The organism is Pseudomonas sp. HT11, assembly GCF_044875395.1.
Classification (GTDB): Bacteria; Pseudomonadota; Gammaproteobacteria; order Pseudomonadales; family Pseudomonadaceae; genus Aquipseudomonas.
Map to the genome: position 1 here is coordinate 4822900 of NZ_CP173217.1, position 25612 is coordinate 4848511.

Sequence of the window (25612 nt, forward strand, 5' to 3'; positions counted from 1 at the left end):
TTTTGTTTTTACGCTAAACGAATTCGTAGGCGTTGCCTTCCTGGGGAGCGCCGCCCCGCCCTCCCCACAACTCCACGCGCCCGCCAATTACCGCCATTGAATGGCCGCCATAGTCAACAACGCCCAGTGTGCCGCTTGCCAGCTCCGAACTCGAAGAGGCTTTGTAGAGGCCCTTCAACCCAAGCCGGTCCAGCGCCTCTTGCCCCATCTCACCGTTGTTCAAGCTTTGCATCGCATGCGCAAAACTCTGTTTTGAAGCCTCGGGATTGTCATCAAAACCATTCCCTTCCATCTGTGCACGCTTGGCACTCACCGCGTACATGAAGTTGGCGTCGGTCATCATCGAGGGGTTGTCCCCCTTGAACTGCGCGTAACTGGCGGCGTACCTCAGTTCAGCCTTGGATAAATCCAGTTCGAACCCATCGCGCATCTTGACGTGATAGCCACCAGCGGTCTCATGCACCTCAGCGAAAACATCAGTGGGCTTCTGCCCAAACTTCATCATCGCCCCCTTTATCGCGGCAACCGTGACGCAATTACCATCAGGCCCCTGGCTGAATCCACTCCAGATATTGTCCGGCTTCTTGCCCGGGTTACTTGCGTCCGGCTTGTAGTTGAAATGCTTGGAGCCCTCGGTAATCGGCAGATTACTCATGGGCTCACTGCCGCCAAAATCGCTTGGATTAACCCGACCGCCATCACCGCCTCCGCCACCGCGATCTGGCGACGGTGTGGGACGCGGTGTTGGAGACGGAGTCGCGTCGTCTGCAAACAGCTCCGGAAACAGCCTCTTCAACAGCGCAAGAAAATCTGTGACCGCATCGCGCTTCAGCTGCTCAAGGATCGCTTTGAATTTTTCATCTCCCAGCGCGTTTCGCTTGTCATTGAGCTTGTCGCGCAGGTCCTGGACCGTCTGGTTTTTGGAGGTTTTCTCGGCGTCATCCAACTGCCTGAGAAGCTGCGTGACCGCCTCTTTATCGGCATCGAACGCATCCCGGTTGCCCTCTGATCGGCTGACCCCATTCAGGTACTGCCCTGCCCACCCAACGCCATAACGCACACCTCCAGCCCCTTGGCCGGACATCGACGAACTTCCCATACCGAGCCACCTTGTGATCGAACACGTTGAGGCTTGATGAGTGGGAAGAACCGTGTGGCCGGTTCCAACACGGGCCTGTCGGCTGTAATCAGGCGAGAGGTGGGAATATTCCCCGATGCCAAATGGCAGGCAAAAAAAAGCCCCTCGATCGAGGGGCTTTTGTTGCGCGTGCGCGTCAGGCCAACAGCATCAGGTCATCTGAATGATGGTCTGCATGATGGTGCTCTGAGTGGAGATGGTCTTGGCGTTCGCCTGATAGTTGCTCTGGGCCTTGATCAGGTCCACCAACTCGTTGGTCAGGTTGACGTTGGAGTTCTCCAGGGATTTGGACACGATCGAACCCAGGGTACCGGCTTGCGGGGTGTCGTAACCCGGCTGGCCCGATGCATAGGTTTCTTTCCAAGTGGTGCCGCCCGCCGGCTGCAGGCCTTGTTCGTTGTTGAAGCTGGCCAGGGAAAGCTGGCCGATGGACTTGCTCTGCTGGTTGCTGAAGGTGGCGAACAATACGCCGTTACCGTCAATGTTCAGGCCGGTGATCTGGCCGGTGGCGTAGCCATCGGTGACCGGTGGGTTACGGTAGGTGGCCGAGTTGTACTGGGTGATGTTGCTCATGTTGATGGCAATCCCACCTGGGTTGGCGTTCGCACCGTTTTGGGTCCACACGCCGTCGGTCACTGTGCCTGGCACCCAGCCGGTCAGCTGCAAGGTCGTGCTGGAAGTGGTGCCCGTGACAATCCCGGTGAGCTTGCCGGAACCGTCGAAGCTCAACGTCGAGGCGACCGGCGGCGTCGAGCCTGTGCCGGTAGGCGCCGAACCGTCAGGGTTACGGCCATCGATCAGGGTGTAGGATTTCCAGGTGTTGGAATCTGTTTTCACCAGGTATTGCACCATTGGGTGGGCGTTGCCCTGGGTGTCATACAAGGTGGTGTTGTATTGGGTGCTGAAGGTGGTGGAGTCCGTTGGATCAAACGGCTTGGTCGTTTGATCGATCACCGGCGAAGACGAGTTCAGGTTACTGGTGGAATCGACTTTGGTGGACGCCTTGGGCGGCAGGTTCGACAGGTTCAATTGCAGGTCGGTCAGCGCGCCCTTGATGATGTTGCCGTCGGCGTCCGCCGCGTAGCCTTGCAGGCGCGAGGTGCCGGTGTTGTTGGTGATGTAGCCATCCTTATCCGAACGGAAGGAACCGCTGCGGGTGTATTCCAGCGAGCCGTCACTGCCCTTCTGAACGAAGAAGCCGCCGCCCTGGATCGCCATGTCCAGCAGACCACCGGTGTTGTTGACGTCACCCTGGGTGAACTGCTGGGAAACGGCCGCCAGGTTCACACCACTGCCGACACTGTTCTGGCCGGTGCCCAGCTTGGACGCGGCGTAGATGTCCGAGAACTCGGCACGGGACGACTTGAAGCCCGTGGTCGCGACGTTGGCGATGTTGTTGCCGGTCACGTCCAGTTGTTTGTTGGCCGCATAGAGGCCGCTAAGGCCGATGTTAAAAGACATGTTTCTCTCCTTCTGCCGTATTTAGCCGGCTCTATGTACCGATAGTCTGAATTTGCGACAGCTTGACGCTGCCCATGCCGCCGGCAAGGTTGAGCAGCATTTCGCCGCCGGTCTGGCTCAACGTCACGCTGGTCACTGTTGCCGGCAGCGAAGTCAACAAGGCAACCGAGTCGCCCGTATCATTTTTGGTGCTGGCCGCGAAGGTATAAGTCCCGGCGGGTGCGACCTCGCCGTTATCGTCCTTGCCATCCCAGATAAAGCTGGAATCACCGGCGCTTTGGGCGCCCATGTCGAGGGTGCGGACCACGTTGCCGTCCTTGTCGGTGATCTTCACGGAGACGTTGCCCGTCGCCGCGGTCACCGCCACCGAGCCGGTCATGCTCTTGCTGGTATCAACCATGGCCTTGTCGGTCTGGGTGATGATCGAACGCCCGACCATCGACGACGCCTGCAGCGCTTGCGAGGAGCTGAAGTTGCTGGAGATCGCATTCACCGAGTCGTTCAGGGTGTTGATGCCTTCCAGGCTGCTGAACTGAGCCAGCTGGGCCACGAAGGCGCCATTGTCCTGTGGCGACAGCGGGTCCTGGTTTTTCAGCTGGGTTACCAGCAGCTGCAGGAATGCATCTTTACCCAGCGCCTGGTTACCGGTGGCCGCCGTGGCCACCGAAGCGAGGCCGCTGTTGTCCGTCGAGGTCTTGACCTTGGAGTTGAAAAGGTCCTGAACCGGCGTGTTGGTTGTCGTAGAAGTGCTATCAACAATGGCCATTATTTGGCGCCCCTTATCACTGACCCAGGGTCAGGACCTTCTGCATCATGGTTTTGGCGGTGTTCATCATTTCCGCGTTGGTTTGGAACGAGCGGCTGGCGGAAATCATGTCGGCCATTTCCTCGACCACGTTGACGTTGGGGTAGTACACGTAACCCTTTTCGTTCGCGGCGGGATGGTTGGGTTCGTAGCGGGCTTCCAGATTGCTCTGGTCTTCGACCACGCCAAGCACCTGCACGCCCTGGCCTGCGGCGTCCTGGTTCTGGAACAGCGAGTCGCCGCTACCGCTCTGGCCACTTTGGCCGTCCTGAAACATGGTGGCGAACACCGGGTGACGGGCACGGTAGGTCTGGTCAATGCTCGAAGACACGGTCTCGGCGTTGGCGATGTTACTGGCGACGGTGTTCAGGCGCGTGGTCTGCGCGCTCATGCCACTGCCGGCAATATTGAAAACACTGGCTAAGGACATGGCTTACTCTCCACGCAGGGCTGACATCAGCCCTTTGAATTTGCTGTTGAGCAGGGTGAAGCTGGCCTGGAAGTTCACCGAGTTTTCGGCGTAGGCCGATTGCTCCAGCTGAGCGTCGACGGTGTTCTGGTCGATCGATGGCTGCATCGGCGTGCGATACAGCAACGACTCGTCACCATTGCTCAAGCCTTGCGCTTCAATATGACGGCTGTTGGTCATGTTCAAGGCGAAGGTGCCGTTCTTGGTCTTGTCCTGCTGTGCGGCGAGCACGGCAGAGAAGTCCAGGTCCCGAGCCTTGTAGTTCGGGGTGTCGGCGTTGGCAATGTTGTTGGCCAGGACTTCGGCACGCTGGGCGCGGAAGCCCAGGGCTTGTTCGTGGATACCGAGCGCTTTATCGAAGCTGATGCTCATGGCGGAAACCTTTAGGCTGACCTGCTTTTCGTAACAGGGTTATAGCAAGGCGCATGCCAATTCCATCGAGGCCCGTAATTCAAGGGTTTGCGGAGAGTTTGCCGGTGGCAATGCCAGAAAAGCGGCAACGGCCTTCCGCGTGGCGCCAGTAAAGCGGCAATACCGGTTGCCGCTTTTATGCAGACTGCCGGCACTGACACGGCTGCTTGGACGACAGGTTCAGCAGGCAGCCCTTCAATGCAACGGCCTGAACACTGAATATTGCGTCGCCTGGGCTTGAACCCTGCCGAATCGCGCGCATAAAAAACGGGAGGCCTTTGGGGGCCTCCCGTTTTTTAATGCTCATGTGCCGATCACTTGGCCTGGTAAATGATACCGGGACTGCACTGCACCATCTGGTAATGATCCGGCAACCCGTTCAGCGCCTCGGACGCACCAAGGAACAGATACCCACCACGCTTGAGCGTGCCGTGGATGCGCAACAGGATGTCTTTCTTCACCTCGGCCGAGAAATAGATCAGCACGTTGCGGCAGAACACCATGTCGAACTTGCCCAGGCTGGCGTAGCTGTCGAGCAGGTTGAACGAACGAAACTCCACCCGGCTCTTGATCGGTGCCTTGACTGCCCAGCGCCCCGCCCCTTTGGGGTCGAAGTAACGCTGCAGGCGCTCCTGAGACAAACCACGGCCCAGGGCCAGGCTGTCGTACTCGCCGGTCTTGCAATTGGTGAGCATGGTGCCGGACAAGTCAGTGGCGACAATCTGCGCCCCGGCCTTCAACTGGCCCATGTTCGTGCGCTCGAATTCGTCGATGGACATCGAGATCGAGTACGGTTCCTGCCCCGAGGAGCAAGCGGCCGACCAGATACGCAAGCGCTGGCCCGGGCTGGCCTTGATGGCCTCCGGCAGCACTTTGTTCTTGAGCACTTCGAAGGGGTAGGTATCCCGAAACCACAGGGTTTCGTTGGTGGTCATGGCATCCACCACCATTTCCTTGAGCCCGCTGCGCGGCTGGCCCTGAATGCGCTGGACCAACTCGCCCAGCGACTTGATGCCCTGCTGCTCCATCAGTTTGTTGAGGCGGCTGGATACCAGGTACTGCTTGTTTTCACCGAGCAATATGCCACAGGCTTTTTCCAGGAAGACCCGGAACTGTTCGAAATCCAAATTACCCGTAGACAATGATACCGCCTCTTAAATCGTGTGACCGCCAGGGGAACTCCCCTTAGCCGTGATCTGCTGCCTTGATCCGGTCGACTACCCGGGATGCCAGGTCATCAGGGCGGAATTTGGCCAGAAAGTCATCGGCACCGACCTTCTTGACCATCGCCTGATTGAATACGCCCGACAACGAAGTATGCAGGATGATATGCAATTTTTGCATGCGTGGATCGTTGCGTATTTCGGCCGTGAGCGTGTAGCCATCCATTTCCGGCATCTCGATGTCGGAGATCATCATCAAAAATTCTTCTTCCGGCTTCTTGCCTTCATCCACCAGCTTGCGCAGGTAATCCAGGGCCTGGCGACCGTCGTTGAGGGCCACCACTTCCACGCCGACGGTCTGCAGGCAACGGGTCACCTGCTTGCGCGCGACCGAGGAGTCGTCCACGGTCAGCACGCGCAGCGAGATTGCCTTGTGCGCCGTTTCGGCGTCGACGACGCCTACCGAAATCGACTCGGAGGTCGGTGCAACTTCCGCGAGGATCTTCTCCACGTCGATGATTTCCACCAACTGGTTATCGACCCGTGTCACCGCCGTCAGGTAGTGATCGCGCCCCGTGCCCTTGGGCGGCGGGTGGATCTCCTCCCAGTTCATGTTGACGATGCGCTCTACCGAGCGCACCAGGAAACCCTGGGTCTTGGTGTTGTATTCGGTAATGATCACGAACGGATTCTGACGGTCCTGCAGCCCCGCAGAGCCGGTGGCCAAGGCCAGGTCAAGAATGGGAATGGTCGCACCACGAATGTTGGCCACGCCACACACCACCGGACTGGACTTGGGCATGATCGTCAGTTTGGGACACTGCAGCACTTCCCGCACTTTAAACACGTTGATGCCGTACAGCTGCTTGCCGTCCAGGCGAAAAAGCAACAACTCCAGGCGATTCTGCCCTACCAGCTGTGTGCGCTGGTTTACTGAATCCATTACTCCTGCCATGCCCAGACTCCTACGCAAAAACCTTAGGGGTACGACGCGTACCCAACACTAAACGGCACGAGCTTTGCTATTTATTGATTTATGAACCTTAAAACGACAGTTTCCCGACGCATCCCACGCTACCGCAGAGTTGTCTGCGTCTGGCTGGCATTGCTTGCCTTGGGCACGGGCACCATGGCCCGTGCAGATAATGTCACCCTGCCTGATCTCCTTATCGGCGTCACTCAAGGCTTTCTTGAATTCACTGTAGAAGATTATCTGGCGACCACGCAGACGCCGGGACGTTATGAAATTCAGGTGAACCAGTTGGACCCGCGCCTGCGCATGCCCATGTGCGACAAGGAATTGACAGCCACCCTGGAAAGCCCCGCCCAGCCCATCGGCCGCGTGACGGTCAAAGTACGCTGCGACGGCGCCTCGCCCTGGACTGTGTTCGTCCCGGCGCAGGTCAAACTGTTTCGTGATGTAGTGGTTGTCACACGCCCGCTCAAACGGACGGGCATCATCGGGTTTGAAGACGTTGCGCTGCGTGAACGGGATATCAGCTCGATCAGCCAGGGTTATCTCACCTCTGTGGACCAGGCCGTCGGGCAAAAACTTACCCGACCAATGGTCACCGACCAGGTGATTACGCTGGTGCATCTGGAACAGGCTGAAGTGATTCGCAAGGGCGACCAAGTGGTGATTTCCGCCAGCAGCGGCGGGCTGACGGTAAAGATGCCGGGCGAGGCGCTGTCCAATGGCGGCATGAGCGAACAGATCCGGGTCAAGAACCTCAATTCCAATCGCGTGATCAAGGCACAGGTGATGGCGCCAGGCCAAGTCGAGGTCGCTTTATAGATCACTGGTATCAAGCGCCAGCTTTTCCTACACTGTGTTCTGGATGTCGACCTGTACAGGTTTATTGTCAATCGAGCCTAAAGTTTGTCCGGGTATGGCCGAAAACATGGCAAGCGTCCAAATACCCAGAGGTTTTTTTATCATGGTCATCGATTTCAGTCGTTTGAATAACACCCCGGCATTGCCCGGCAATACGCGCACCAGCGGTGCCAAGGACAGCGTAGAAGCCAAGGCCCAGCCAGCGCCCGCCAAGACCGAACAGGCCAGCGCCAGCCAAAGCGGGGAATCGGTTCACCTGAGCAATGAGGCTCAACAGTTGCAAAAGGTCACTGACTCGCTGCGCGACCAGCCGGTTGTCAATAAAGCCCGTGTGGCCGAGTTGAAACAGGCCGTTGCCGATGGCAGCTATAAAGTCGACAGCAGCCGTGTAGCCAGCAAGCTGCTTAACTTCGAAGCCGAGCGCTAGGCAAAGGCCTGCGCAGGGCTTTTGGACGCTTAAAACCCAAGGCCAGCCATGCACCACGACGAACATTTGCTTCAACTGATCATTGATGATCTGGCGCCGACGCAACATTTGCTCGAGCTGCTAAAGGAAGAGTCCCTGGCCCTGTACGGCCGGGACATGCGCTTGCTGGAAGAAATTCTGGCGCGCAAGCAGTCGCTGATTGTGCTGCTTGAACAGCACGGCAAAAAGCGCAGCGAAATTCTTCTCAGCCTGGGCCTCCCGGCTGATCACGACGGCCTCGCACAACTGGCCAGCCATTCTTCGGTTGGCGATCAGTTGCTGGCGCAGAGCACCGCACTTAATCAATTACTTGCCCAGTGCCAGGAAGCCAACCTGCTCAACGGTCAGTCGATCCAGCTGCAGCAAGCGACGACGGCCAATCAGTTGCGCATCCTTCACGGCGGAGAACCCCCGGCGCTGTATAACGCCCAGGGTTCCACCTCGCGTCTGGTCAAGCCAAGCACCCGCAGCCAAGCCTGACAGTGGTTTACAGCGCGCCCTATCCAAGGCGCGCTACATGCTGGCAAAATGCCGGTTCTTGCGTGTAGTCGTATTTTGTCTGGAGATGGAAGAACCGTGTTCAACGCCCTTAATGCGGAAGATGCTCCGCAGCCACCCAAGGTGCTCACCACGCCTCTGGAAATCGCCAGCACATTACGGATGCTGCAAGAAAGCCATGATCCACTGATCATCACTTTCCATGAACGCAGCCAGCGCTTTCAAAGCTACCTGGTGGACGTTGACCGGGACAGCAAGACGCTGATCCTGGACGAAATGATTCCGCGTGACGGTGAACGCTACCTCGAGAATGGCGAACCCTTTCGTATCGAAGGTTTCCACGATGGCGTACGCGTCGCCTGGGAAAGCAACGGCACGCTGACCATCAGTGAAAAAGACGGCCACCGCATCTACACCGGCAGCATGCCCGACGAGGTGGTTTACCACCAACGCCGCAATGCCTTTCGCGCGGCGTTGAAGCTGGCGCAACTGGTCAGCATCGAACTGGGCGGCGAGAAGCTCAAGGCGCCGATCAGCGGCAAGCTTCTGGACATCTCCGCCACCGGCTGCAAATTGCGCTTTGAAGGCGACATTTCCGAGCGCCTGCAGCTGGGCCAGGTCTATGACCGCTTTATTGCCGCCCTGCCCTTTGGCAGCATGACCACCTCTGTCGAGCTGCGTTACCTGCACTTCGAAGACAAGATCAACACCACCTTCGCCGGCGTGCGCTTTCACAACATGAGCGGGCTGGTGCAGCGCCAGGTTGAGCGGTTTGTGTATCAGTTGCAGCGCGAGGCGCGACGCTTTGACAAAGACGATGATCTTTAAGCGTTAAGCATTGCGGCAAAAAAAACGGGCGGATCCTGATGGGATCTGCCCGTTTTTGCATTCAGGGGCGCGCCCTGCTCAAGTCGTGAGGATGCTCCTCCGGCCCCAGAGGTTCCGGCGGCCCTTCGAAAGCTGGCTCGTCTACTGGCGGCTGTGGATCAGTGTCAGGCTCAGGATCCGGCACGGTAGTCTGCATCTGCTCCTGCACCACCGCCTCATCCACCCGAGGGTCCAGACATGCCACCAGCGGCGAGCTGGACATGCTGTCAGGCATTGCCACGTGGTGCAGCGGCGCATCGTCCACTTGGTGCAGGTTGGTCACCGCCTTCGGCCGGATACGCCACACCAGAATCAACGCACACAGGCTGAAAAACGCATACAGCATATGGCTGCCGAACAGCTTCATGACCACGCCCGCCAGCAGCGGCCCGACACTGGCGCCGATGCCGTAGGTGACCAGCAACATCGCGGTCAGCGATACCCGCCGATCGCCCTCGACGTGGTCATTGGAAAACGCCACCGCCAACGGATACAGGCAGAACTGCACCAGGGAACACAAAAACCCGGCCACGAACAGCACTTCCAGAGGCACCTTGGTGAGCAGCGCCAACGGCAACGCTGCCACCGCCAGGCATAAGGCAAAACACCGAATCAGCAGGGCGCGGTCATAGCGGTCTGAGAGCCAGCCCAAAGGCCACTGCACCACCAGCCCGGCGAAAATGCAGCTACCCATGAACAGACCCACTTGCTCGGTGGTCAGGCCTTGCTGCGAAGCATAGAGCGGTGCCAGACCATAGAACGAACCTACGATCAGCCCTGCGCCCAACACGGTACTAAGCGACTGAGGCACGCGCTTTATAAAGAAGCGCGGCTCCATCGGCGCAGGATGCAAAGGCGCCGGGTGAATGCGCCGGGTCATGGCGACCGGCACCAGGCACAGGGCGAAGCACAGCGCGACCAACATCAGCAGTTCGAGGCCGAGCTCCGGATGCATCACCAGGATCAGTTGACCCAGCACCAGCCCGAGGTAGGAGGCAATCATATAACCGCTGAACACCACGCCACGCTGCTTGGCGTCCGCCTGCTCATTGAGCCAGCTCTCGATGACCATGTACTGGCACATCATCCCCAGGCCCACGATCATCCGCAGTACGATCCAGGCGGGCAGCCAGTTGATCAGGCCATGGCCCAAAACGGCAGCCCCGACAATCCCGGCACACGTGGCATAGGCACGAATATGCCCGACACGGGCGATCAGGCGGTGCCCGATCTTGCCGCCCAACACCAGGCCAAAGTAGTTAGCCGCCATCAGCGCACCCACCCACAGACTGTCGACGTGGTCGGCTGCCAGGCGCAAGGCAAGGTAGGTGCTGAGCAGGCCGGACCCGATCAACATCATCAAGGAGGCGAAATAAAGGGCTCGAAAAGATTTCCAGATCTGGCGCATCGGCGTTCCGAGCGGCTCCTTGCAGTGAGAGTCAGGGCTATCGGCATGATAGTCCGGGGTTGCCGGGTCCGGACAGGCGATATCGGCTGTATCCGGGGAATATTTTGCATATGGCTCAGACGCTGCCTGGCCATGTGCAAGGTACACAGTTTGCGATAAATACACCGCGCACCTGCTGTGAACCCTCAACGGCTGCAAGGTTCGAACGGTGTTCACCAGGCGCGCACAAAAAAGCCCCGCCAGAGCGCTCTGGACGGGGCTTTTTCACAGGTGCTGAATCTGGTGTCCCAGGGCCGGTTCGAACGGCCAACCTTCCCCTTAGGAGGGGGATGCTCTATCCAATTGAGCTACTGGGACAAAATGACAGCCACCGGACAAGAGGCGCGGCGACGGACGGCGTGCATGTTAACGGCCGAGGTAGGTTTTGTCATGTCGTCCGTTGGCTTTTTGAGCGTAGGCCTGTCCTTGTTCTGCAGAGCGCGGTTTGAACCCGTAAAACCGGGGGATCCATCACCGTCGTGCAAAATGCACTCCCCCAAAATGCCAGCATTGCAAATTGCAACCTTACGGGCCGTTAAAGTAGACTTAAACCACTGATTTTATTGAAATAATAGTTTGGCACGAGACCTGCAATACTTCTCCTACAAAACCTAACCGGCCACGGCGTTAAGCGGAGAACATGACCATGAACAGTGCCCTTCTGTTAGCCCTCAACACCGTAGCCCTTGCTGCACTGGTGACCTTCCATTTTCAATCGACTGGCAGCAATGATCCCGCACAGATCAGCCAGGCGGTGCCGCACCATTTGCAACAACGCCCGCAATTGGCGGTGATGACGCCCAACGCACAATCGCCGGTACGCCTGACCCAGGGCAGTCAGGCCGCGCCAGCATCTGAACACTGGGTTTTCTGAGGGATCGCGAATGACTAAATCTGCCTGGCTGTTTTTGTGCCTGACCGTTGCAACCGGCATCGCAGGCCTTGGCGCCGATGCCCAAGATGCGCAGACCACCGCTTTTGTTGCTGCCGGTGTATGTGCAAGCCTTCTGCTGCTGACGCTCATCGTGGGCCGCAGAATCAAATTCGACCCCGTCTTACGCTGATCCCTCCCTCCTGCTTGTCCCCCTACCTTATGTCGCCTCGTGCTAGTAAATCGGCAAATTGCCACTAGTCTTAAACACGAGGGCAAAAGGCCATATTGCTATAGGATGTGCGGCCTCAAACCCTGCCGTGGCCTGGACTTGCGAGAAGTTCCTTTGCGGAATCACTCGTTGAAAAGTTTTCAAACCAGTCCGCAAAAATGCAAATGAGTGCTGGCATAAAGCCTTTAGGCAGTTCAATATTTGTCACAGAATTGACGCCAAGGAACTGTCAAATCTGAGGCATGATGCGGCCTCTTTGTAATTCGGGTTGAACTTTGGTCGTGAGCCTTGTCTTAACACTCATCTTGCGGCCAATTCCAAAAACCGCTCCCCTGAACTAACCGGTTAAATATATGCGCCCATTGAAACAGGCAATTTATTCCAGCCGTACGGCTGACAAGTTCGTCGTACGTCTGCCAGACGGAATGCGGGAACGCATTGCCGAGGTGGCTCGCAATCATCACCGCAGCATGAACTCCGAAATCATCGCGCGCCTGGAACAGAGCCTTATTCAGGAAGGTGCGCTGGGCGAAGAGTTGAGCATGCGCCTGGACAGCCCTGAGCTGTCACTGCACGAACGCGAACTGCTGCAGCGTTTTCGTCAGCTCTCCCACCGCCAGCAAAATGCTCTCGTCTCGCTTATTGCGCACGACGTCGAGGCGGCCGCAGAAGCCAATTGATCTGCAGTTGAAAGCCGAAGCCAGCCATGTGCTGGCTTTTTTTTGCCTGCGATTTGATAAAGGAGTGCCGGGAACAGACGGCAAAGCGGGAGCAGATGTGCTCCCGCTGAGGGGGATCAGAGCAGAAAGATCGTCGCCAGACCCAGGAAGATGAAGAAGCCGCCGCTGTCGGTCATGGCAGTGATCATCACACTGGCACCCATCGCCGGATCACGCCCAAGGCGCGCCAGGGTCATGGGGATCAACACCCCCATCAACGCTGCCAGTAGCAGGTTGAGGGTCATGGCGGCGGTCATCACGACGCCAAGCGACCAACTGCCATACAGCAAGTAAGCCACCACGCCGATCACGCCACCCCACACCAGGCCATTGATCAGGCCCACGGCCAGCTCTTTGCGCAGCAGGCGCGAGGAATTGGCCGTACTCACCTGATCCAGTGCCATCGCACGCACGATCATGGTGATCGTCTGGTTACCGGAGTTGCCGCCGATACCCGCCACAATCGGCATCAGCGCCGCCAAGGCCACCAGCTTCTCGATCGAACCTTCAAACAGCCCAATCACGCGCGAGGCGATAAAGGCTGTGATCAGGTTGATCGCCAGCCAGGCCCAACGGTTATGCAGAGAGCGCCAGACCGACGCAAAAATGTCTTCCTCTTCACGCAAACCGGCCATGTTGAGGACTTCGGTTTCACTTTCTTCACGAATCAGGTCGACCATTTCGTCGATGGTCAAACGGCCAATCAGCTTGCCGTTCTTGTCGACCACCGGCGCCGAGATCAAGTCGTAACGCTCAAACGCCTGCGCCGCCTCGTAGGCGTCCTCATCCGGGTGAAAGCTCACGGTGTCGCTGGCCATCAAATCCGCAACTTTCTTGTCCGGATCATTCACCAGCAGACGCTTGATTGGCAGCACGCCCTTGAGAATGCCTTCGTAGTCGACCACAAACAATTTGTCGGTGTGACCGGGCAACTCTTTCAGGCGACGCAGATAACGCAGTACCACTTCCAGGCTGACGTCTTCGCGGATGGTGACCATCTCGAAGTCCATCAATGCGCCGACCTGATCCTCGTCGTAGGACAGCGCGGAGCGCACTCGCTCACGCTGCTGGCTGTCGAGCGCTTCCATCAGCTCATGGACAACATCACGGGGCAGCTCGGGGGCCAGGTCGGCCAGTTCGTCGGCGTCCATCTCCCTGGCTGCTGCCAGGAGCTCATGATCATCCATGTCGGCGATCAGGGTTTCACGGACCGAGTCGGATACCTCGAGGAGAATATCGCCGTCGCGGTCGGCCTTCACCAACTGCCACAGGGTCAGTCGATCATCCAGCGGCAAGGCTTCGAGGATATAGGCAACGTCGGCGGAGTGCAGGTCATCGAGCTTGCGTTGCAACTCGACGAGGTTCTGCCGGTGCACCAGGTTTTCGACGCGGTCGTGATGCGGACCTTCCTGGCGGTGCGTGAGGTCTTCGACCACGCGCTGGCGCTGCAGCAGCTCGATGACTTGAGCCAGGCGATCCTGCAGGCTGTCTTGCGTTTTCTTTACTTCTACTTCGGTCATAGGCGAACTCCACTCCCAGCAGCGGGGCACGCCGGAAGGATCAATCAGTCAATTCATGATTGGTAAAACGGGGTACTAAGTAACTACTGGGTAAGTCCATGGAGGTATTCCACAAGCCCCGGCGGGGCTGACGGGCGCAATGATACACCTTGCGTCGGTTTTAAACGTTAAAAAACTGGAAAGAACAAGCGCTTGCGAGCCAAAGCTGAGCTTTGGCTGCATCTATGAACTGCGACGACGCAGCGGATAAGGAAAACACATGGTGCGGGAGAAAAAGATAAAATCCCACACAAACCCCAGACGGCAAAAAGCCCGCACTAGGCGGGCTTTTTGTTTGTATGGTGCACTCGACAGGATTCGAACCTGTGACCGCTCGGTTCGTAGCCGAGTACTCTATCCAGCTGAGCTACGAGTGCAGATTGTGTTTTTAGACCAGATCACAACTGGTTGAAGCCGAGTCACCTGCATTGCTGCAACTGACTCTTAAATGGTGCACTCGACAGGATTCGAACCTGTGACCGCTCGGTTCGTAGCCGAGTACTCTATCCAGCTGAGCTACGAGTGCATTTGTTGCCGCGCATTATAGGCCGTTCAATCTCTATGTAAAGCTATTTTTTCGAGTAATTTCAACAACTTACCGAAAAAACCAGATTGCAACGTACTAAGCAAATAATGGCGGAGAACGGGGGATTCGAACCCCCGACACCCTTTTGAGGTGTACTCCCTTAGCAGGGGAGCGCCTTCGGCCACTCGGCCAGCTCTCCGCAACACGGGGCGTATATTAACCACGTTCATCCCCGTTTGCAAACATAAAAAACGATAAAAATTAAAGGCTTGGTTCTTCGTCCTTCTCTTTCTTGATCCGCAGGTAAATTTCCTCGCGGTGGACCGCTACCTCTTTCGGAGCGTTAACCCCGATACGTACTTGATTGCCTTTGACGCCGAGCACGGTCACGGTGATTTCGCCATCACCGATAATCAGGCTTTCTGCGCACCGACGAGTCAGAATCAGCATACCTTTCTCCTCACGCATTTCAGTTCAGGAACAACAGTCTGCAAAAAAAAGGCGTTCGACCTACGACATGAAAGCCGTAGCCCTAACGGCCTAAGTATTGTCGAGCACACGCAAAAGACCATGCGCCCCACAAAAAAATGAAAGGCGCGGTAAACCGCGCCTTCCTGGCATCGCATCACTCGCCCTGTCGGGCCGGAGCGTCCAGCTCAAAAGCGGTATGCAGCGCGCGTACAGCCAGTTCCAGGTACTTCTCTTCGATCACCACCGAGACTTTGATTTCCGAGGTGGAGATCATCTGGATGTTGATGCTTTCCTTGGCCAGCGCCTCAAACATGCGGCTGGCAACGCCGGCATGGGAACGCATGCCCACGCCCACGATCGACACCTTGGCAATCTTGGTATCGCCGACCACTTCACGGGCGCCAATCTCGCTCGCGGTGTTCTGCAGGATTCGCTCCGCCGCATCGTACTCGTTACGGTGCACAGTGAAGGTGAAATCGGTGGTGTTATCGTGCGAAACGTTCTGCACGATCATGTCGACTTCAATGTTCGCGCCACTGATAGGACCGAGGATCTTGAAGGCCACGCCCGGAGTATCCGGCACGCCACGGATCGTCAGCTTGGCTTCATCGCGGTTGAAAGCGATGCCGGAAATGATCGGCTGTTCCATGGATTCCTCTTCATCAATAGTAATGAGGGTGCCCGGACCCTCTTTGAAGCTGTGCAATACGCGCAGCGGAACGTTGTACTTGCCGGCGAACTCCACCGCGCGGATCTGCAGCACCTTGGAACCGAGACTGGCCATTTCCAGCATCTCTTCAAAGGTGATCTTGTCCAGGCGCTGGGCCACGGACACCACACGCGGGTCGGTGGTGTAGACGCCGTCCACATCGGTATAGATCTGGCATTCGTCAGCCTTGAGGGCCGCTGCCAGCGCCACGCCGGTGGTGTCTGAACCGCCACGCCCCAGGGTCGTGATGTTGCCCTGCTCGTCCACACCCTGGAAACCGGCTACAACTACCACGCGCCCGGCTTTGAGATCTGTGCGGATTTTCTGATCATCAATCTGCAGGATGCGCGCCTTGGTATGTGCGCTGTCGGTCAGGATGCGCACCTGGCTGCCAGTGTAGGACACCGCCGGCACACCACGCTTATTCAGCGCCATGGCCAACAGGGCAATAGTGACCTGTTCACCGGTGGACACGATCACATCCAGCTCACGCGGCAGCGGCTGTTGATCACCGCTGATCGCCTTGGCCAGATCGATCAGGCGATTGGTCTCGCCGCTCATGGCCGACAGCACCACTACCAGGTCGTCGCCGGCGTCGCGGAATTTCTTAACCTTGTCGGCGACCTGCTCGATTCTTTCGACAGAACCGACCGAGGTGCCTCCGAATTTCTGTACGATCAAAGCCATTTCTAAGCCGCCTCAGCCCGTAAAGGGGCGCCCAATAAACAAATCTTCCAGCAGCTGAGCAAGCCCATGACTAGACCATGGGCTCATTAACAGTGCCTTAAATACCGGCCTCGACAAACGGCACGGTCAGGGCCAGGGCCGCGTCCAGGGCACCGGCGTCTACACCACCGCCTTGCGCCATGTCCGGACGACCACCGCCCTTCCCGCCCACTGCCGCGGCGGCTTGCTTCATCAAATCACCAGCCTTGAGTTGGCCAGTCAGGTCTTTGGTTACACCGGCAACCAGAACGACCTTATCCTCATGGACACTGCCGAGCAGGATCACTGCGCGGCCGAGCTTGTTCTTCAACTGATCGACCAAGGCCAACAGCGCCTTGCCGTCCTGACCATCCAGGCGCACGGCCAGGACTTTCACGCCCTTGACGTCCAGGGCAGAGGCCGACAGATCGTCGCCCGCTGCGCTGGCCGCCTTGGCCTGCAACTGCTCCAGCTGTTTTTCCAGCTGGCGGTTGCGCTCCAGTACACCAGAGAGCTTGTCGATCAGGTTGTCGCGGCTGCCCTTGACCAGGCTGGCCGCTTCCTTGAGTTGTTCTTCAGCCGCATTGAGGTAGGCCAGGGCCGCAGCACCGGTGACCGCTTCAATACGGCGTACACCCGAGGCCACACCGCCCTCACTGATGATTTTCAGCAGACCGATGTCGCCGGTACGGTTGGCGTGGATACCGCCACACAGCTCCACCGAGAAGCTGCCGCCCATGCTCAGTACGCGTACTTCGTCGCCATACTTCTCGCCAAACAGCGCCATGGCGCCTTTGTTCCTGGCGGTTTCGATGTCGGTTTCTTCGGTTTCCACCGGGGTATTCTTGCGAATTTCGGCGTTGACGATGTCTTCCAGCGCCTTGATCTGCTCAGGCTTGATCGCTTCAAAGTGGCTGAAGTCGAAACGCAGGCGCTGGCTATCAACCAACGAACCCTTCTGCTGCACGTGCTCACCCAGCACCTGACGCAACGCGGCGTGCAGCAAGTGAGTGGCGGAGTGATTCAAAGCAGTTGCATGCCGCACGTCGGCATCCACTTGAGTGTCTACCGGCGCGCCGACGGTCAAGTTGCCCAACACCAACACACCGTGGTGCAGGAATGCGCCGCCGGTCTTGGTGGTATCGCGCACCTCAAAACGACCGGACGTCGAGCTCAGGTAGCCGCAATCGCCCACCTGGCCGCCGGATTCGGCGTAGAACGGCGTCTGGTCCAGGACCACAACAGCCTCTTCGCCTTCATTGAGCACGTCGACCGATTGGCCGTCTTTATAAATGGCCACGATCTTCGCCGCGCCAACGGTCGCCTTGTAGCCGATGAACTCGGTAGGCACGTCAACCTTGACCAGCGTGTTGTAGTCCAGACCAAAGGAGCTGGCAGAGCGAGCGCGCACGCGCTGGGCTTCCATCTCACGCTCAAAACCCGCTTCATCGACGGTCAGCTCGCGCTCGCGGGCGATGTCGGCAGTCAGGTCCATAGGGAAACCGTAGGTGTCGTACAGCTTGAACACCACGTCGCCCGGCACCACGGTGCCTTTGAGCTCGGCCAGGTCCTGCTCCAGAATCTTCAGGCCGTGTTCCAGGGTCTTGGAAAACTGCTCTTCTTCAGCCTTGAGCACGCGCTCGATGTTGGCCTGCTGCTGCTTGAGTTCCGGGAAGGCATCGCCCATCTCGGCCACCAGCGCTGCAACGATCTTGTAGAAGAAGCTGCCGCTGGCGCCCAGCTTGTTACCGTGACGGCAGGCGCGACGGATGATCCGGCGCAGCACATAGCCGCGGCCTTCGTTCGATGGCAGTACGCCGTCGGCGATCAGGAAGCTGCAGGAACGGATGTGGTCAGACACCACCTTGAGCGACGACTGGCCTTCGTTGGCGCAGCCAATGGCGGCGGCCGAAGCGCTCAGCAGGTTGGTGAACAGGTCGATCTCGTAGTTGGAGTGAACGTGCTGCATCACCGCACTGATCCGCTCCAGGCCCATGCCGGTGTCGACCGACGGGGCTGGCAACGGATGCAACACGCCATCGGCGGTGCGGTTGAACTGCATGAACACGTTGTTCCAGATCTCGATGTAACGGTCGCCATCTTCTTCCGGCGAGCCCGGTGGGCCGCCCCAGATATCGGCGCCGTGATCGTAGAAAATCTCGGTGCACGGGCCGCATGGGCCGGTATCGCCCATGGTCCAGAAGTTATCGGAGGCGTAAGGCGCGCCCTTGTTGTCGCCGATGCGAATCATGCGCTCGACCGGCACGCCGACTTCTTTGGTCCAGATGTCATACGCCTCGTCGTCCGTGGCGTAGACGGTGACCCAGAGTTTTTCCTTGGGCAGTTTCAACACGCCGGTCAGGAAGGTCCAGGCGAAGGTAATCGCATCTTTCTTGAAATAGTCACCGAAGCTGAAGTTACCCAGCATCTCGAAAAAAGTGTGGTGACGAGCGGTGTAACCGACGTTTTCCAGGTCGCTGTTCTTGCCGCCGGCGCGCACGCACTTCTGGCTGCTGGTTGCGCGGGTATAGGCGCGCTTTTCCTGGCCCAGGAAGCAGTCCTTGAACTGGTTCATCCCCGCGTTAGTGAACAGCAGGGTCGGGTCATTGCCTGGGATCAAGGAGCTGGAGGCTACACGGGTGTGGCCTTGCTCTTCGAAGAAGCGAAGGAAGGCTTCACGGATTTCTGCGCTTTTCATTAGGTTCTTCCACGGAGTCTGCGGCCAAAGGCCAGTGCGCAACATCATCAGACGGAGCGACGGCAAAGGGCCGCATTATATCGGCCCTTTGCCGGTGGTACAGCGTGTTTATGTGATAGAAACAGTCAATTAGACGGTCTGCACCGTCATTTGCGTGAAAACTCGGCAAATGTCTGCACGACTTGCTCGATCTGCGCCCGGTTGACATCCAGGTGAGTGACCATACGCAGACGCGGCGCGGCGCTCAACTTGATGCCGCGCTCGGCAGCAAAGGCTTTCAACGCGTCGGCGCGGTCACCGATCTGCACATAGACCATGTTGGTCTGCACCGGCTCCACCGCATAACCGGCCTTGCGCAGTTCATCGCCCAGCCACTGGGCATTGGCGTGGTCATCGGCCAGGCGCTGTACCTGGTGATCCAGGGCATACAGCCCGGCCGCCGCCAGAGAGCCGGCCTGGCGCATACCGCCGCCGACCATTTTGCGCAGACGACGCGCCTTGGCGATCAACGCGTGCGAGCCGCACAACACCGAGCCAATCGGTGCCCCCAGGCCCTTGGACAGGCACACCGACACCGAATCGAAGTGCTGAGCAATTTCCCGCGCGTCTACCCCAAGCTTGACCGCGGCGTTGTAGATCCGCGCGCCATCCAGGTGCAGCGACAACCCATGCTCACGGGTAAACGCCCGCGCTTTCGCCAGGTAGTCCAGCGCCAGTACCTTGCCTTGCAGGGTGTTTTCCAGCGCCAGCAGGCGGGTGCGGGCAAAGTGGAAGTCATCCGGTTTGATCGCCGCCAACACGTGGTCCAGGTCCAGTGAGCCGTCCGCCTGCACTTCCAGCGGCTGCGGCTGGATCGAACCGAGTACCGCCGCGCCACCGCCTTCGTATTTGTAGGTGTGGGCCTGCTGGCCGACGATGTATTCCTCGCCACGCTCACAGTGAGCCATCAACGCCAGCAGGTTGCTCATGGTGCCGGTGGGCACGAACAGCGCCGCTTCGAACCCCAGACGCCTGGCCAGCTCGGCCTCCAGCAGATTGACGCTGGGGTCTTCGCCGTAGACGTCATCACCGCTAACGGCGCTGGCCATCGCGTCGAGCATGCCGGGGCTGGGTTGGGTCACGGTGTCGCTACGCAGGTCGATCACAGACATGAAGCAGGCCTCTAACGGGGTGATGTGATGTGCTCTTGTGGGTGATTACTGCGGGCAAAGCCACGGAATATCAAGCCCCAATTGGCTTCAATCGAATACCAACCAAACAAACCGATATAGGTTATCGATACAGCGCTCGTGCAGTTTTTGAAAAACCATGTTAAAAACTCTCCGCCGCCAGGGTTCTGGCGGCAACGTTCTCAGGGCGGGGTGTAATTCCCCACCGGCGGTAATTGCACGCAATGTGCATAGCCCGCGAGCGCTTGGCGCCTCGAACTGCTCACGCAGGACGGCGACAAGGTCAGCAGACCCGGTGTGATCCCGGGGCCGACGGTCATAGTCCGGATGAAGAGAGAACGGGATTGGCACCTAAGGGCCGCGCGCTGGGTTCATGCTTGCATGAGGCAGTGGTTCGTACCCTTAAATCCCATTCGATTCATAACGCCCTGTTTTTTTCTTAAACAGGAGTCAGAACATGCAACCCACCGCAATCGACAGCAAAATCAAGAACCATCACGGCGAGCGCGTCGCGTTTATCCAGGCCTGCTGGCACAAGGATATTGTCGACCAATCGCGTAAAGGCTTCCTCGCCGAAATGATCGCCCAGGGCTACCAGGAATCGGACATCGATTTCTTCGAAGTCGGCGGCGCCTTTGAACTGCCCCTGCACGCCAAGCTGCTGGCCAAGACCGGCCGCTACGCCGGCATCGTCGCGGCCGCACTGGTGGTGGACGGCGGCATCTACCGTCACGAATTCGTCGCCCAGTCGGTGGTCAGTGGCCTGATGCAAGTGCAGTTGGAAACCGAAGTGCCGGTGTTCTCGGTGTCCCTGACTCCGCACCACTTCCACGCGGGCAGCGAACACCACACCTTCTTCTACGAGCACTTCGTCCACAAGGGCCAGGAAGCCGCGCGCACCTGCGCCGACACCTTGCACAAAGTGCGTGCAATCCGTCGCAGCGAGCAGAAACTGGCGGTATAAATCGCCCCTGAAAATGCCCCGCTCACCCTGGTGAGCGGGGCGTTTTTCGTTCAAGCATCTACCACCGCGCCATGACGTATCTGCGGTCTAGTGAGCCACACGCCGGGCCACCGCCGGCCTTCTCACCTGACCCGGAGCCATCACGCCATGCACCGTCCTCTGTTTGTACCCGACACCCCCAGCGCCATTCACACCGTGCACGGGGGAAGCCTTTCGCCCACCGACGCAGAAAAAACCGCCAACCTGGGCGGTGCCCCGTTGCGTGCGCAGGTCTATCGGGACACGGCCGTTCGGGTCGAACGATTCAGGCTGCAGACCCGCCAGGATAAGGCGCCGCGCAGGGATGCCCTGAGGTTTGCATTCACCGCCGATCAAAGCGAACTCTGGCTCGGCGCAGCGGGCGATCACCTGCACCTCTACGTAGGCACGGCGCTCTATCAGATAACGCCGTCTTCGCCGAGGCAAATCATCGAGCTGGTCACCGGCCATGGCGCCGACTGCATCCATGTCGATGACAGCCTCCAGAACCCCGTCAGCATTGACGCAGGCGCTGGCGAAGACTACCTGCGCGTCGGCGGCCGTCACTCAACAATCCTGTCCGGCGAGGGCGATGACACGCTACGGATCAGCGCCGAGGACTGCACCGTCGACAGCGGCCCCGGCAACGACAGCACGCAGGTCATCGGCGCCGGCACCGCGCGTATCTATGCGGGTGACGGCGCCGACAGCATTCACGGCGGCGCCGGGCTCAACTTTATCGATGGCGGGCCGGGCGACGACGTGATTGTCGGTGGCAGCGGCCATCACCTGCTCAGCGGCGGCGACGGCAATGACACGATCAAGGCTGGCAGCGCCACTAACGTCATCTATCCGGGTAAAGGCCATGACCATGTCAGCAAGCTCAAGGCGACAGACCGGGTATACAGCCTGCCCGGCGACACCCTGGTCGCCATGACCAACGACGAACGCTACGCGTGGTTGCTTGAAAAACTCGCCAGCCTGCCAACCGCGTCGCTCGAACAGGTCATGGCGGTGCTGTTCCCCACCGACCTCGACACGCTCCACCAGACGCTCGTGGCGTCCGGCGAGGTTGGTAAAACGGGTCTGTCGATTGGGGGAAACAGGCAGTTTGCTGCGCGCGTCGAATCCGACCTCAGCGTGCTGCGCGTTTCGCCCAACGGGCAAAAACTGCTCCACGCACTGGATATTGCGGCACAACACGGTGGGCAACCCGTCAGCATTGAACCGGGTGACGAAAACAACGCCAGGTTCACGCCCTCCACCGACAGCGACACGCTGATGATCCGCGACGGCCATCCCGGCACGCCGGCCTACGGCGGGCGTATCGAGTACAACCCCTTTTTCAGCCCACCGGGCTCGCTGCCGATCATCGGGCTCTATCACGAGCTGTGTCACGCCTATAACGCCGTCACCGGTACCGTGGCGCCCGGCACCACCGATGAAACTGACGGAGGCAAAACCGTTGCGATCAAAAACGTGGAGCGGCAAGCCGTGGGCCTGCCCATCGATCTGGCGCCTTTTGACTTCGATCTGAACCCCGACACCCCGCCCACGCAGACCAACCCCGAGGCTTTTACGGAAAATGCGCTGCGCAAGGAGTTCGGATTGCCGACACGCGACACGTACCTAGCGAAGCCTCAAGTGGACTAAACCAGCGCTGCGTCCGAGGTGGGCACAATCAGAATCCCGGCGCGCAAACCATTCTTCACTTTCGGGTTCGGGAAGATGATGCGTGCGCCCTCCTCCTCGATCACCCAGCGGGTCTTGGCCACGTCTTCGGCCAGCAGATAGCCCTTGGCCAACGGCGAGAAGTTTTCCACGTCCGCCGGCAAATGCAGCAGGAAGGCATCACTGTGCTTGATCACTTCACGCGATACCGCAAACAGTTGCAGTCCGTCCAGGCTGTCGGTGGCCGGTTCGCTGCCTTCGATGATCTGCGTCAGGCGCCTCTCCAGGCGGGAAACATCCACGCCCTGGTTCTGGCCGAACGGCCGCGCCTTGCCCAGCTCCAGAGTAAACGCCTCGGCGCTCAGTTGCTCATAGGTGAACGCGGTGAAGGTGATCGACGTCTTGTTCTGCAACAGTACCGCTTGCATGCCGGCCGCACACAGGCGCGCCAGCTCGTGACGTGAATGCTGGCGACCTTCCTTCCACGGGTACAGCGCGAACTGCTCGATCTTCGAACCGCGAATGGCCGTGTGCAGGTCGTAATGCAGGCGCGAGCGCTCAGGCAGGCTGAAGAACGTGCGGGCCAGCTGCTCAAGCTCAGCGGCGCGCATGGCCTCAGGGCCAATGTTTTGTTCGTGACGGCCATTGAACAGCCGGTTGACGTCCAGCTCGAGGTAACGCTCGCCGCGGCGCATGGCCTCGGGGTTACCGAACAGGAACAGAATACGAGTGCGGGGTTTGATTTCCCCACGGGCAATGCCATGCAACAAGCGGTCGAGCAATTCGATCGGCGCGGTTTCGTTGCCATGGATGCCAGACGACAGCAGCAGGTCGCTGCCGTTGTCCAGCGCTTGCGGCGGGCGCACTTCGAGCGCGCCCTCGCTGAGCCAGCGCATCTGCACGCCGTCGACAGTCAGTTGAATTTTTTGCGCCGGTTCGCGACCGGCGAGGGTCAGTTCAAGCAATTTGCCGAGGGCGAGCATAAGCAGCTTCCTTAGTGGTTGCAGCCAGGGCCGTGAACGTGATCGTCGTCATCACCTTCAACGTCGGCCGGTTCCATTTCCAGTTGCAGGCTCATCAGGTTGGTGGCCAATGGGCGCATCAGCAGGTTGGCGTACTCAGCGTCGCCTTCTTCCACGTCCACACCAATCAGCAACTGGCCACGGCCGTCGTGCTGGATCCAGATTTCCTTGCCCTGCCAGACCACGGCGACGCGGGTGCAGGAGGTTTCCAGCTGGGTGCCGTCGGTGTCTTCAAGAATCAGTTTCAGGGTGTCGGTGGTCATAAAGAGTTCTCAGCCATAGGGTGTAAAAAAGTGGCGCTAGTTGATCTGGAAAGGATAAACCGAGCCCAGTTTAAGGATTTGCGTCAGTTCATCCAGTGCCGTCCGGCACTCAAGCAGCAATTGCGGATCAGCCAGGTCGGTTTCACGCAGGCTGTCGCGGTAGTGCTTGTCGACCCACTGGGTCAGCGTGTCGTACAACGGCGCGGTCATGATAACCCCTGGGTTCACCGCCGCCAGCTCAGTTTCATTCAACGCCACGCGTAAACGCAGGCACGCCGGGCCACCGCCGTTCTGCATGCTTTGCTTGAGATCAAACACCTTCACTTCACGGATCAGCCCGCCGGAGGCCGTCAGGCCTTGCAGGTACTGCCAGACACGCTCGTTGGCGCGGCATTCTTCCGGCACGATCAGCAGCATCGAACCGTCGGCGCGGGTCAGCAACTGGCTGTTGAACAAGTAGGACCGTACGGCGTCCTCGACGCTGACCTGGGCGCGCGGCACGCACACGGACTGGAAGTTGCCGCCCAGTTTGCCCAACTTGCCTTGCAGCTCGGCGAGCATCTGCTCGGTATTGAGGAACGCGTCCTCGTGATAGAACAGCACCTCGCCGTTGCCCACCGCGATCACGTCGTTGTGGAACACGCCGGCATCGATCACAGACGGGTTCTGCTGAGCGTAGACCACGCCGTCATCCTTCAGGCCATGCAGGCGCGCAACGGCCTGGGAGGCTTCGAGGGTCTGGCGCGCCGGGTATTTCTGCGGCGCGGGGTAACGGGTATCGAACGCGCTGCGGCCAAACACGAAGAACTCGACGCCGGCCTCGCCATAGTCACGGCAGAAGCGCGTGTGGTTGGCCGCGCCTTCGTCGCCGAACTGCGCCACCGCCGGCAACGCGGCGTGATGGGCAAAGTGTTTTTGGTCAGCGAACATCGCGCCCAGCACGCGGCTGGTGGTCGGGTGTTCGATGCTGCGATGGTATTTGCAGTTGAGGTTGGCGGCCGTGAAATGCACGCGGCCGTCCGCCGTGTCGGCGCTCGGGCTGACAGTGGCGGCGTTGGCCACCCACATGCTGGAGGCCGAGCAACTGGCAACCAGCAGCGGCATGGCGTGCTTGGCCGCCTGCTGAATCACCTGAGCGTCGGTGCCGCTGAAACCAAGGTTGCGCAACGCGGCCACGTCAGGACGTTCCTGCGGCGCCAGCACGCCTTGCACAAAGCCCATGTCCATCAGGGCTTTCATTTTCTGCAGCCCCTGCAACGCCGCTTCCTTCGGGTTCGAAGACTGCTGGCTGTTGCTCTGGGACGCGACGTTGCCGTAGGACAAACCGCCGTAGTTATGGGTCGGCCCCACGAGACCGTCAAAATTGACTTCACAGGATTTCATCGGCGAGGCTCCACGAACATCTGTTTTTATAGGCATCAATAGCAGTCTTCACACCACCGCTACTCTCTATCTG

25 protein-coding genes, 4 tRNA genes and 1 riboswitch are annotated in these 25612 nt (G+C 59.0%); of the genes, 9 read left to right on the plus strand and 20 right to left on the minus strand.

Annotation, left to right across the window (positions count from 1 at the left end):
- Positions 1–13 precede the first annotated feature (13 nt).
- From ABWL43_RS22255 to ABWL43_RS22285, 7 genes are all read right to left on the minus strand, one after another.
- Positions 14–1099: a hypothetical protein gene (locus ABWL43_RS22255; protein WP_262208537.1), complete on the minus strand. Its 1086-nt coding sequence runs from the start codon at positions 1097–1099 to the stop codon at positions 14–16.
- Between the two features lie 189 nt (positions 1100–1288).
- Positions 1289–2599, minus strand: a complete 1311-nt coding sequence (gene flgE / locus ABWL43_RS22260; RefSeq protein ID WP_262208538.1) for a flagellar hook protein FlgE — start codon at positions 2597–2599, stop codon at positions 1289–1291.
- Between the two features lie 31 nt (positions 2600–2630).
- Entirely contained in the window at positions 2631–3365 is a 735-nt protein-coding gene (flgD, locus tag ABWL43_RS22265) for a flagellar hook assembly protein FlgD (RefSeq protein WP_242196168.1), read from the minus strand.
- A 16-nt stretch (positions 3366–3381) separates the two neighbouring features.
- Positions 3382–3834, minus strand: coding sequence for a flagellar basal body rod protein FlgC (gene flgC / locus ABWL43_RS22270; RefSeq protein ID WP_106576134.1), 453 nt, complete (start codon positions 3832–3834; stop codon positions 3382–3384).
- A gap of 3 nt (positions 3835–3837) precedes the next feature.
- A complete protein-coding gene (gene flgB / locus ABWL43_RS22275; RefSeq protein WP_010208346.1) occupies positions 3838–4245 on the minus strand; it encodes a flagellar basal body rod protein FlgB in 408 nt (135 codons plus the stop codon).
- Between the two features lie 353 nt (positions 4246–4598).
- A complete protein-coding gene (cheR, locus tag ABWL43_RS22280; protein ID WP_119741973.1) occupies positions 4599–5426 on the minus strand; it encodes a protein-glutamate O-methyltransferase CheR in 828 nt (275 codons plus the stop codon).
- Positions 5427–5469: 43 nt separating this feature from the next.
- Positions 5470–6402, minus strand: a complete 933-nt coding sequence (locus ABWL43_RS22285; RefSeq protein WP_242196171.1) for a chemotaxis protein CheV — start codon at positions 6400–6402, stop codon at positions 5470–5472.
- Between the two features lie 81 nt (positions 6403–6483).
- On the opposite strand from ABWL43_RS22285, the gene flgA reads away from it, so the two are divergent.
- From flgA to ABWL43_RS22305, 4 genes are all read left to right on the plus strand, one after another.
- The gene (flgA, locus tag ABWL43_RS22290) at positions 6484–7242 is read left to right on the plus strand and encodes a flagellar basal body P-ring formation chaperone FlgA (RefSeq protein WP_262208539.1); all 759 of its coding nucleotides are present in this window, start codon (positions 6484–6486) and stop codon (positions 7240–7242) included.
- A 142-nt stretch (positions 7243–7384) separates the two neighbouring features.
- Complete coding sequence (gene flgM / locus ABWL43_RS22295) at positions 7385–7708, plus strand: flagellar biosynthesis anti-sigma factor FlgM (protein WP_145159357.1); 324 nt, start codon at positions 7385–7387, stop codon at positions 7706–7708.
- A 48-nt stretch (positions 7709–7756) separates the two neighbouring features.
- Entirely contained in the window at positions 7757–8227 is a 471-nt protein-coding gene (locus tag ABWL43_RS22300; protein WP_145159358.1) for a flagella synthesis protein FlgN, read from the plus strand.
- A gap of 96 nt (positions 8228–8323) precedes the next feature.
- Positions 8324–9073 carry a flagellar brake protein gene (locus ABWL43_RS22305; protein WP_119741971.1) on the plus strand — a complete coding sequence of 250 codons (750 nt, stop codon included), beginning with the start codon at positions 8324–8326 and terminating at the stop codon, positions 9071–9073.
- 61 nt (positions 9074–9134) lie between these two features.
- Here ABWL43_RS22305 and ABWL43_RS22310 read toward each other — a convergent pair whose 3' ends face one another.
- Positions 9135–10520, minus strand: coding sequence for an MFS transporter (locus ABWL43_RS22310; RefSeq protein ID WP_145159359.1), 1386 nt, complete (start codon positions 10518–10520; stop codon positions 9135–9137).
- Between the two features lie 280 nt (positions 10521–10800).
- Positions 10801–10877 (minus strand) — tRNA-Arg (locus tag ABWL43_RS22315).
- A 328-nt stretch (positions 10878–11205) separates the two neighbouring features.
- On the opposite strand from ABWL43_RS22315, the gene ABWL43_RS22320 reads away from it, so the two are divergent.
- The 3 genes from ABWL43_RS22320 to ABWL43_RS22330 all read left to right on the plus strand — a co-directional run bounded on the left by ABWL43_RS22320 (position 11206) and on the right by ABWL43_RS22330 (position 12342).
- Positions 11206–11433, plus strand: a complete 228-nt coding sequence (locus ABWL43_RS22320) for a hypothetical protein (protein ID WP_145159360.1) — start codon at positions 11206–11208, stop codon at positions 11431–11433.
- Positions 11434–11443: 10 nt separating this feature from the next.
- Entirely contained in the window at positions 11444–11623 is a 180-nt protein-coding gene (locus ABWL43_RS22325; protein WP_106576125.1) for a PA3371 family protein, read from the plus strand.
- A gap of 392 nt (positions 11624–12015) precedes the next feature.
- Positions 12016–12342: an Arc family DNA-binding protein gene (locus tag ABWL43_RS22330; RefSeq protein ID WP_003193592.1), complete on the plus strand. Its 327-nt coding sequence runs from the start codon at positions 12016–12018 to the stop codon at positions 12340–12342.
- 116 nt (positions 12343–12458) lie between these two features.
- On the opposite strand, the gene mgtE is transcribed toward ABWL43_RS22330, so the two are convergent.
- From mgtE to ltaE, 8 genes are all read right to left on the minus strand, one after another.
- On the minus strand, positions 12459–13901 hold the full coding sequence (gene mgtE, locus ABWL43_RS22335; RefSeq protein WP_145159361.1) for a magnesium transporter: 1443 nt from the start codon (positions 13899–13901) through the stop codon (positions 12459–12461).
- Positions 13902–14240: 339 nt separating this feature from the next.
- A tRNA-Arg gene (locus ABWL43_RS22340) sits at positions 14241–14317 on the minus strand.
- Positions 14318–14389: 72 nt separating this feature from the next.
- Positions 14390–14466: transfer RNA gene (locus ABWL43_RS22345), tRNA-Arg, on the minus strand.
- Positions 14467–14574: 108 nt separating this feature from the next.
- Positions 14575–14665, minus strand: a tRNA-Ser gene (locus ABWL43_RS22350).
- Positions 14666–14727: 62 nt separating this feature from the next.
- Positions 14728–14916 carry a carbon storage regulator CsrA gene (csrA, locus tag ABWL43_RS22355; RefSeq protein ID WP_003175645.1) on the minus strand — a complete coding sequence of 63 codons (189 nt, stop codon included), beginning with the start codon at positions 14914–14916 and terminating at the stop codon, positions 14728–14730.
- A 175-nt stretch (positions 14917–15091) separates the two neighbouring features.
- On the minus strand, positions 15092–16333 hold the full coding sequence (locus ABWL43_RS22360) for an aspartate kinase (protein ID WP_056861669.1): 1242 nt from the start codon (positions 16331–16333) through the stop codon (positions 15092–15094).
- A gap of 97 nt (positions 16334–16430) precedes the next feature.
- Entirely contained in the window at positions 16431–19049 is a 2619-nt protein-coding gene (gene alaS / locus ABWL43_RS22365; RefSeq protein ID WP_262208540.1) for an alanine--tRNA ligase, read from the minus strand.
- Positions 19050–19195: 146 nt separating this feature from the next.
- Positions 19196–20200 carry a low-specificity L-threonine aldolase gene (gene ltaE / locus ABWL43_RS22370; RefSeq protein ID WP_404484413.1) on the minus strand — a complete coding sequence of 335 codons (1005 nt, stop codon included), beginning with the start codon at positions 20198–20200 and terminating at the stop codon, positions 19196–19198.
- A 192-nt stretch (positions 20201–20392) separates the two neighbouring features.
- Positions 20393–20562: riboswitch (FMN riboswitch) on the plus strand.
- Positions 20563–20675: 113 nt separating this feature from the next.
- Between ltaE and ABWL43_RS22375 the strand changes: the two genes are divergently transcribed.
- Both ABWL43_RS22375 and ABWL43_RS22380 read left to right on the plus strand, forming a co-directional pair.
- The gene (locus ABWL43_RS22375; RefSeq protein ID WP_145159367.1) at positions 20676–21182 is read left to right on the plus strand and encodes a 6,7-dimethyl-8-ribityllumazine synthase; all 507 of its coding nucleotides are present in this window, start codon (positions 20676–20678) and stop codon (positions 21180–21182) included.
- A gap of 147 nt (positions 21183–21329) precedes the next feature.
- Positions 21330–22853 (plus strand): M91 family zinc metallopeptidase, encoded by a 1524-nt coding sequence (locus ABWL43_RS22380; protein WP_404484416.1) that lies wholly within the window; start codon positions 21330–21332, stop codon positions 22851–22853.
- Here ABWL43_RS22380 and astE read toward each other — a convergent pair.
- Genes astE through astB form a run of 3 tightly spaced genes read right to left on the minus strand, consistent with a single transcriptional unit; the run spans position 22850 to position 25539 of the window.
- A complete protein-coding gene (gene astE, locus ABWL43_RS22385) occupies positions 22850–23854 on the minus strand; it encodes a succinylglutamate desuccinylase (protein ID WP_404484417.1) in 1005 nt (334 codons plus the stop codon). The two genes, ABWL43_RS22380 and astE, sit on opposite strands and share 4 nt — an antisense overlap.
- Positions 23855–23865: 11 nt before the next feature.
- On the minus strand, positions 23866–24156 hold the full coding sequence (locus ABWL43_RS22390; RefSeq protein ID WP_003214319.1) for a hypothetical protein: 291 nt from the start codon (positions 24154–24156) through the stop codon (positions 23866–23868).
- 36 nt (positions 24157–24192) lie between these two features.
- Complete coding sequence (astB, locus tag ABWL43_RS22395; RefSeq protein WP_404484420.1) at positions 24193–25539, minus strand: N-succinylarginine dihydrolase; 1347 nt, start codon at positions 25537–25539, stop codon at positions 24193–24195.
- Positions 25540–25612: the final 73 nt, after the last annotated feature.

Excerpts from the sequence above, each read along its gene's own strand:
- ABWL43_RS22255 (WP_262208537.1), bottom strand. The coding sequence starts at position 1,099 with ATGGGAAGTTCGTCGATGTCCGGCCAAGGGGCTGGAGGTGTGCGTTAT.
- flgE (WP_262208538.1), bottom strand. The coding sequence starts at position 2,599 with ATGTCTTTTAACATCGGCCTTAGCGGCCTCTATGCGGCCAACAAACAA.
- flgD (WP_242196168.1), bottom strand. The coding sequence starts at position 3,365 with ATGGCCATTGTTGATAGCACTTCTACGACAACCAACACGCCGGTTCAG.
- flgC (WP_106576134.1), bottom strand. The coding sequence starts at position 3,834 with ATGTCCTTAGCCAGTGTTTTCAATATTGCCGGCAGTGGCATGAGCGCG.
- flgB (WP_010208346.1), bottom strand. The coding sequence starts at position 4,245 with ATGAGCATCAGCTTCGATAAAGCGCTCGGTATCCACGAACAAGCCCTG.
- ABWL43_RS22285 (WP_242196171.1), bottom strand. The coding sequence starts at position 6,402 with ATGGCAGGAGTAATGGATTCAGTAAACCAGCGCACACAGCTGGTAGGG.
- flgA (WP_262208539.1), top strand. The coding sequence starts at position 6,484 with ATGAACCTTAAAACGACAGTTTCCCGACGCATCCCACGCTACCGCAGA.
- flgM (WP_145159357.1), top strand. The coding sequence starts at position 7,385 with ATGGTCATCGATTTCAGTCGTTTGAATAACACCCCGGCATTGCCCGGC.
- ABWL43_RS22300 (WP_145159358.1), top strand. The coding sequence starts at position 7,757 with ATGCACCACGACGAACATTTGCTTCAACTGATCATTGATGATCTGGCG.
- ABWL43_RS22310 (WP_145159359.1), bottom strand. The coding sequence starts at position 10,520 with ATGCGCCAGATCTGGAAATCTTTTCGAGCCCTTTATTTCGCCTCCTTG.
- ABWL43_RS22320 (WP_145159360.1), top strand. The coding sequence starts at position 11,206 with ATGAACAGTGCCCTTCTGTTAGCCCTCAACACCGTAGCCCTTGCTGCA.
- ABWL43_RS22325 (WP_106576125.1), top strand. The coding sequence starts at position 11,444 with ATGACTAAATCTGCCTGGCTGTTTTTGTGCCTGACCGTTGCAACCGGC.
- ABWL43_RS22330 (WP_003193592.1), top strand. The coding sequence starts at position 12,016 with ATGCGCCCATTGAAACAGGCAATTTATTCCAGCCGTACGGCTGACAAG.
- mgtE (WP_145159361.1), bottom strand. The coding sequence starts at position 13,901 with ATGACCGAAGTAGAAGTAAAGAAAACGCAAGACAGCCTGCAGGATCGC.
- csrA (WP_003175645.1), bottom strand. The coding sequence starts at position 14,916 with ATGCTGATTCTGACTCGTCGGTGCGCAGAAAGCCTGATTATCGGTGAT.
- ABWL43_RS22360 (WP_056861669.1), bottom strand. The coding sequence starts at position 16,333 with ATGGCTTTGATCGTACAGAAATTCGGAGGCACCTCGGTCGGTTCTGTC.
- alaS (WP_262208540.1), bottom strand. The coding sequence starts at position 19,049 with ATGAAAAGCGCAGAAATCCGTGAAGCCTTCCTTCGCTTCTTCGAAGAG.
- ltaE (WP_404484413.1), bottom strand. The coding sequence starts at position 20,200 with ATGTCTGTGATCGACCTGCGTAGCGACACCGTGACCCAACCCAGCCCC.
- ABWL43_RS22375 (WP_145159367.1), top strand. The coding sequence starts at position 20,676 with ATGCAACCCACCGCAATCGACAGCAAAATCAAGAACCATCACGGCGAG.
- ABWL43_RS22380 (WP_404484416.1), top strand. The coding sequence starts at position 21,330 with ATGCACCGTCCTCTGTTTGTACCCGACACCCCCAGCGCCATTCACACC.
- astE (WP_404484417.1), bottom strand. The coding sequence starts at position 23,854 with ATGCTCGCCCTCGGCAAATTGCTTGAACTGACCCTCGCCGGTCGCGAA.
- ABWL43_RS22390 (WP_003214319.1), bottom strand. The coding sequence starts at position 24,156 with ATGACCACCGACACCCTGAAACTGATTCTTGAAGACACCGACGGCACC.
- astB (WP_404484420.1), bottom strand. The coding sequence starts at position 25,539 with ATGAAATCCTGTGAAGTCAATTTTGACGGTCTCGTGGGGCCGACCCAT.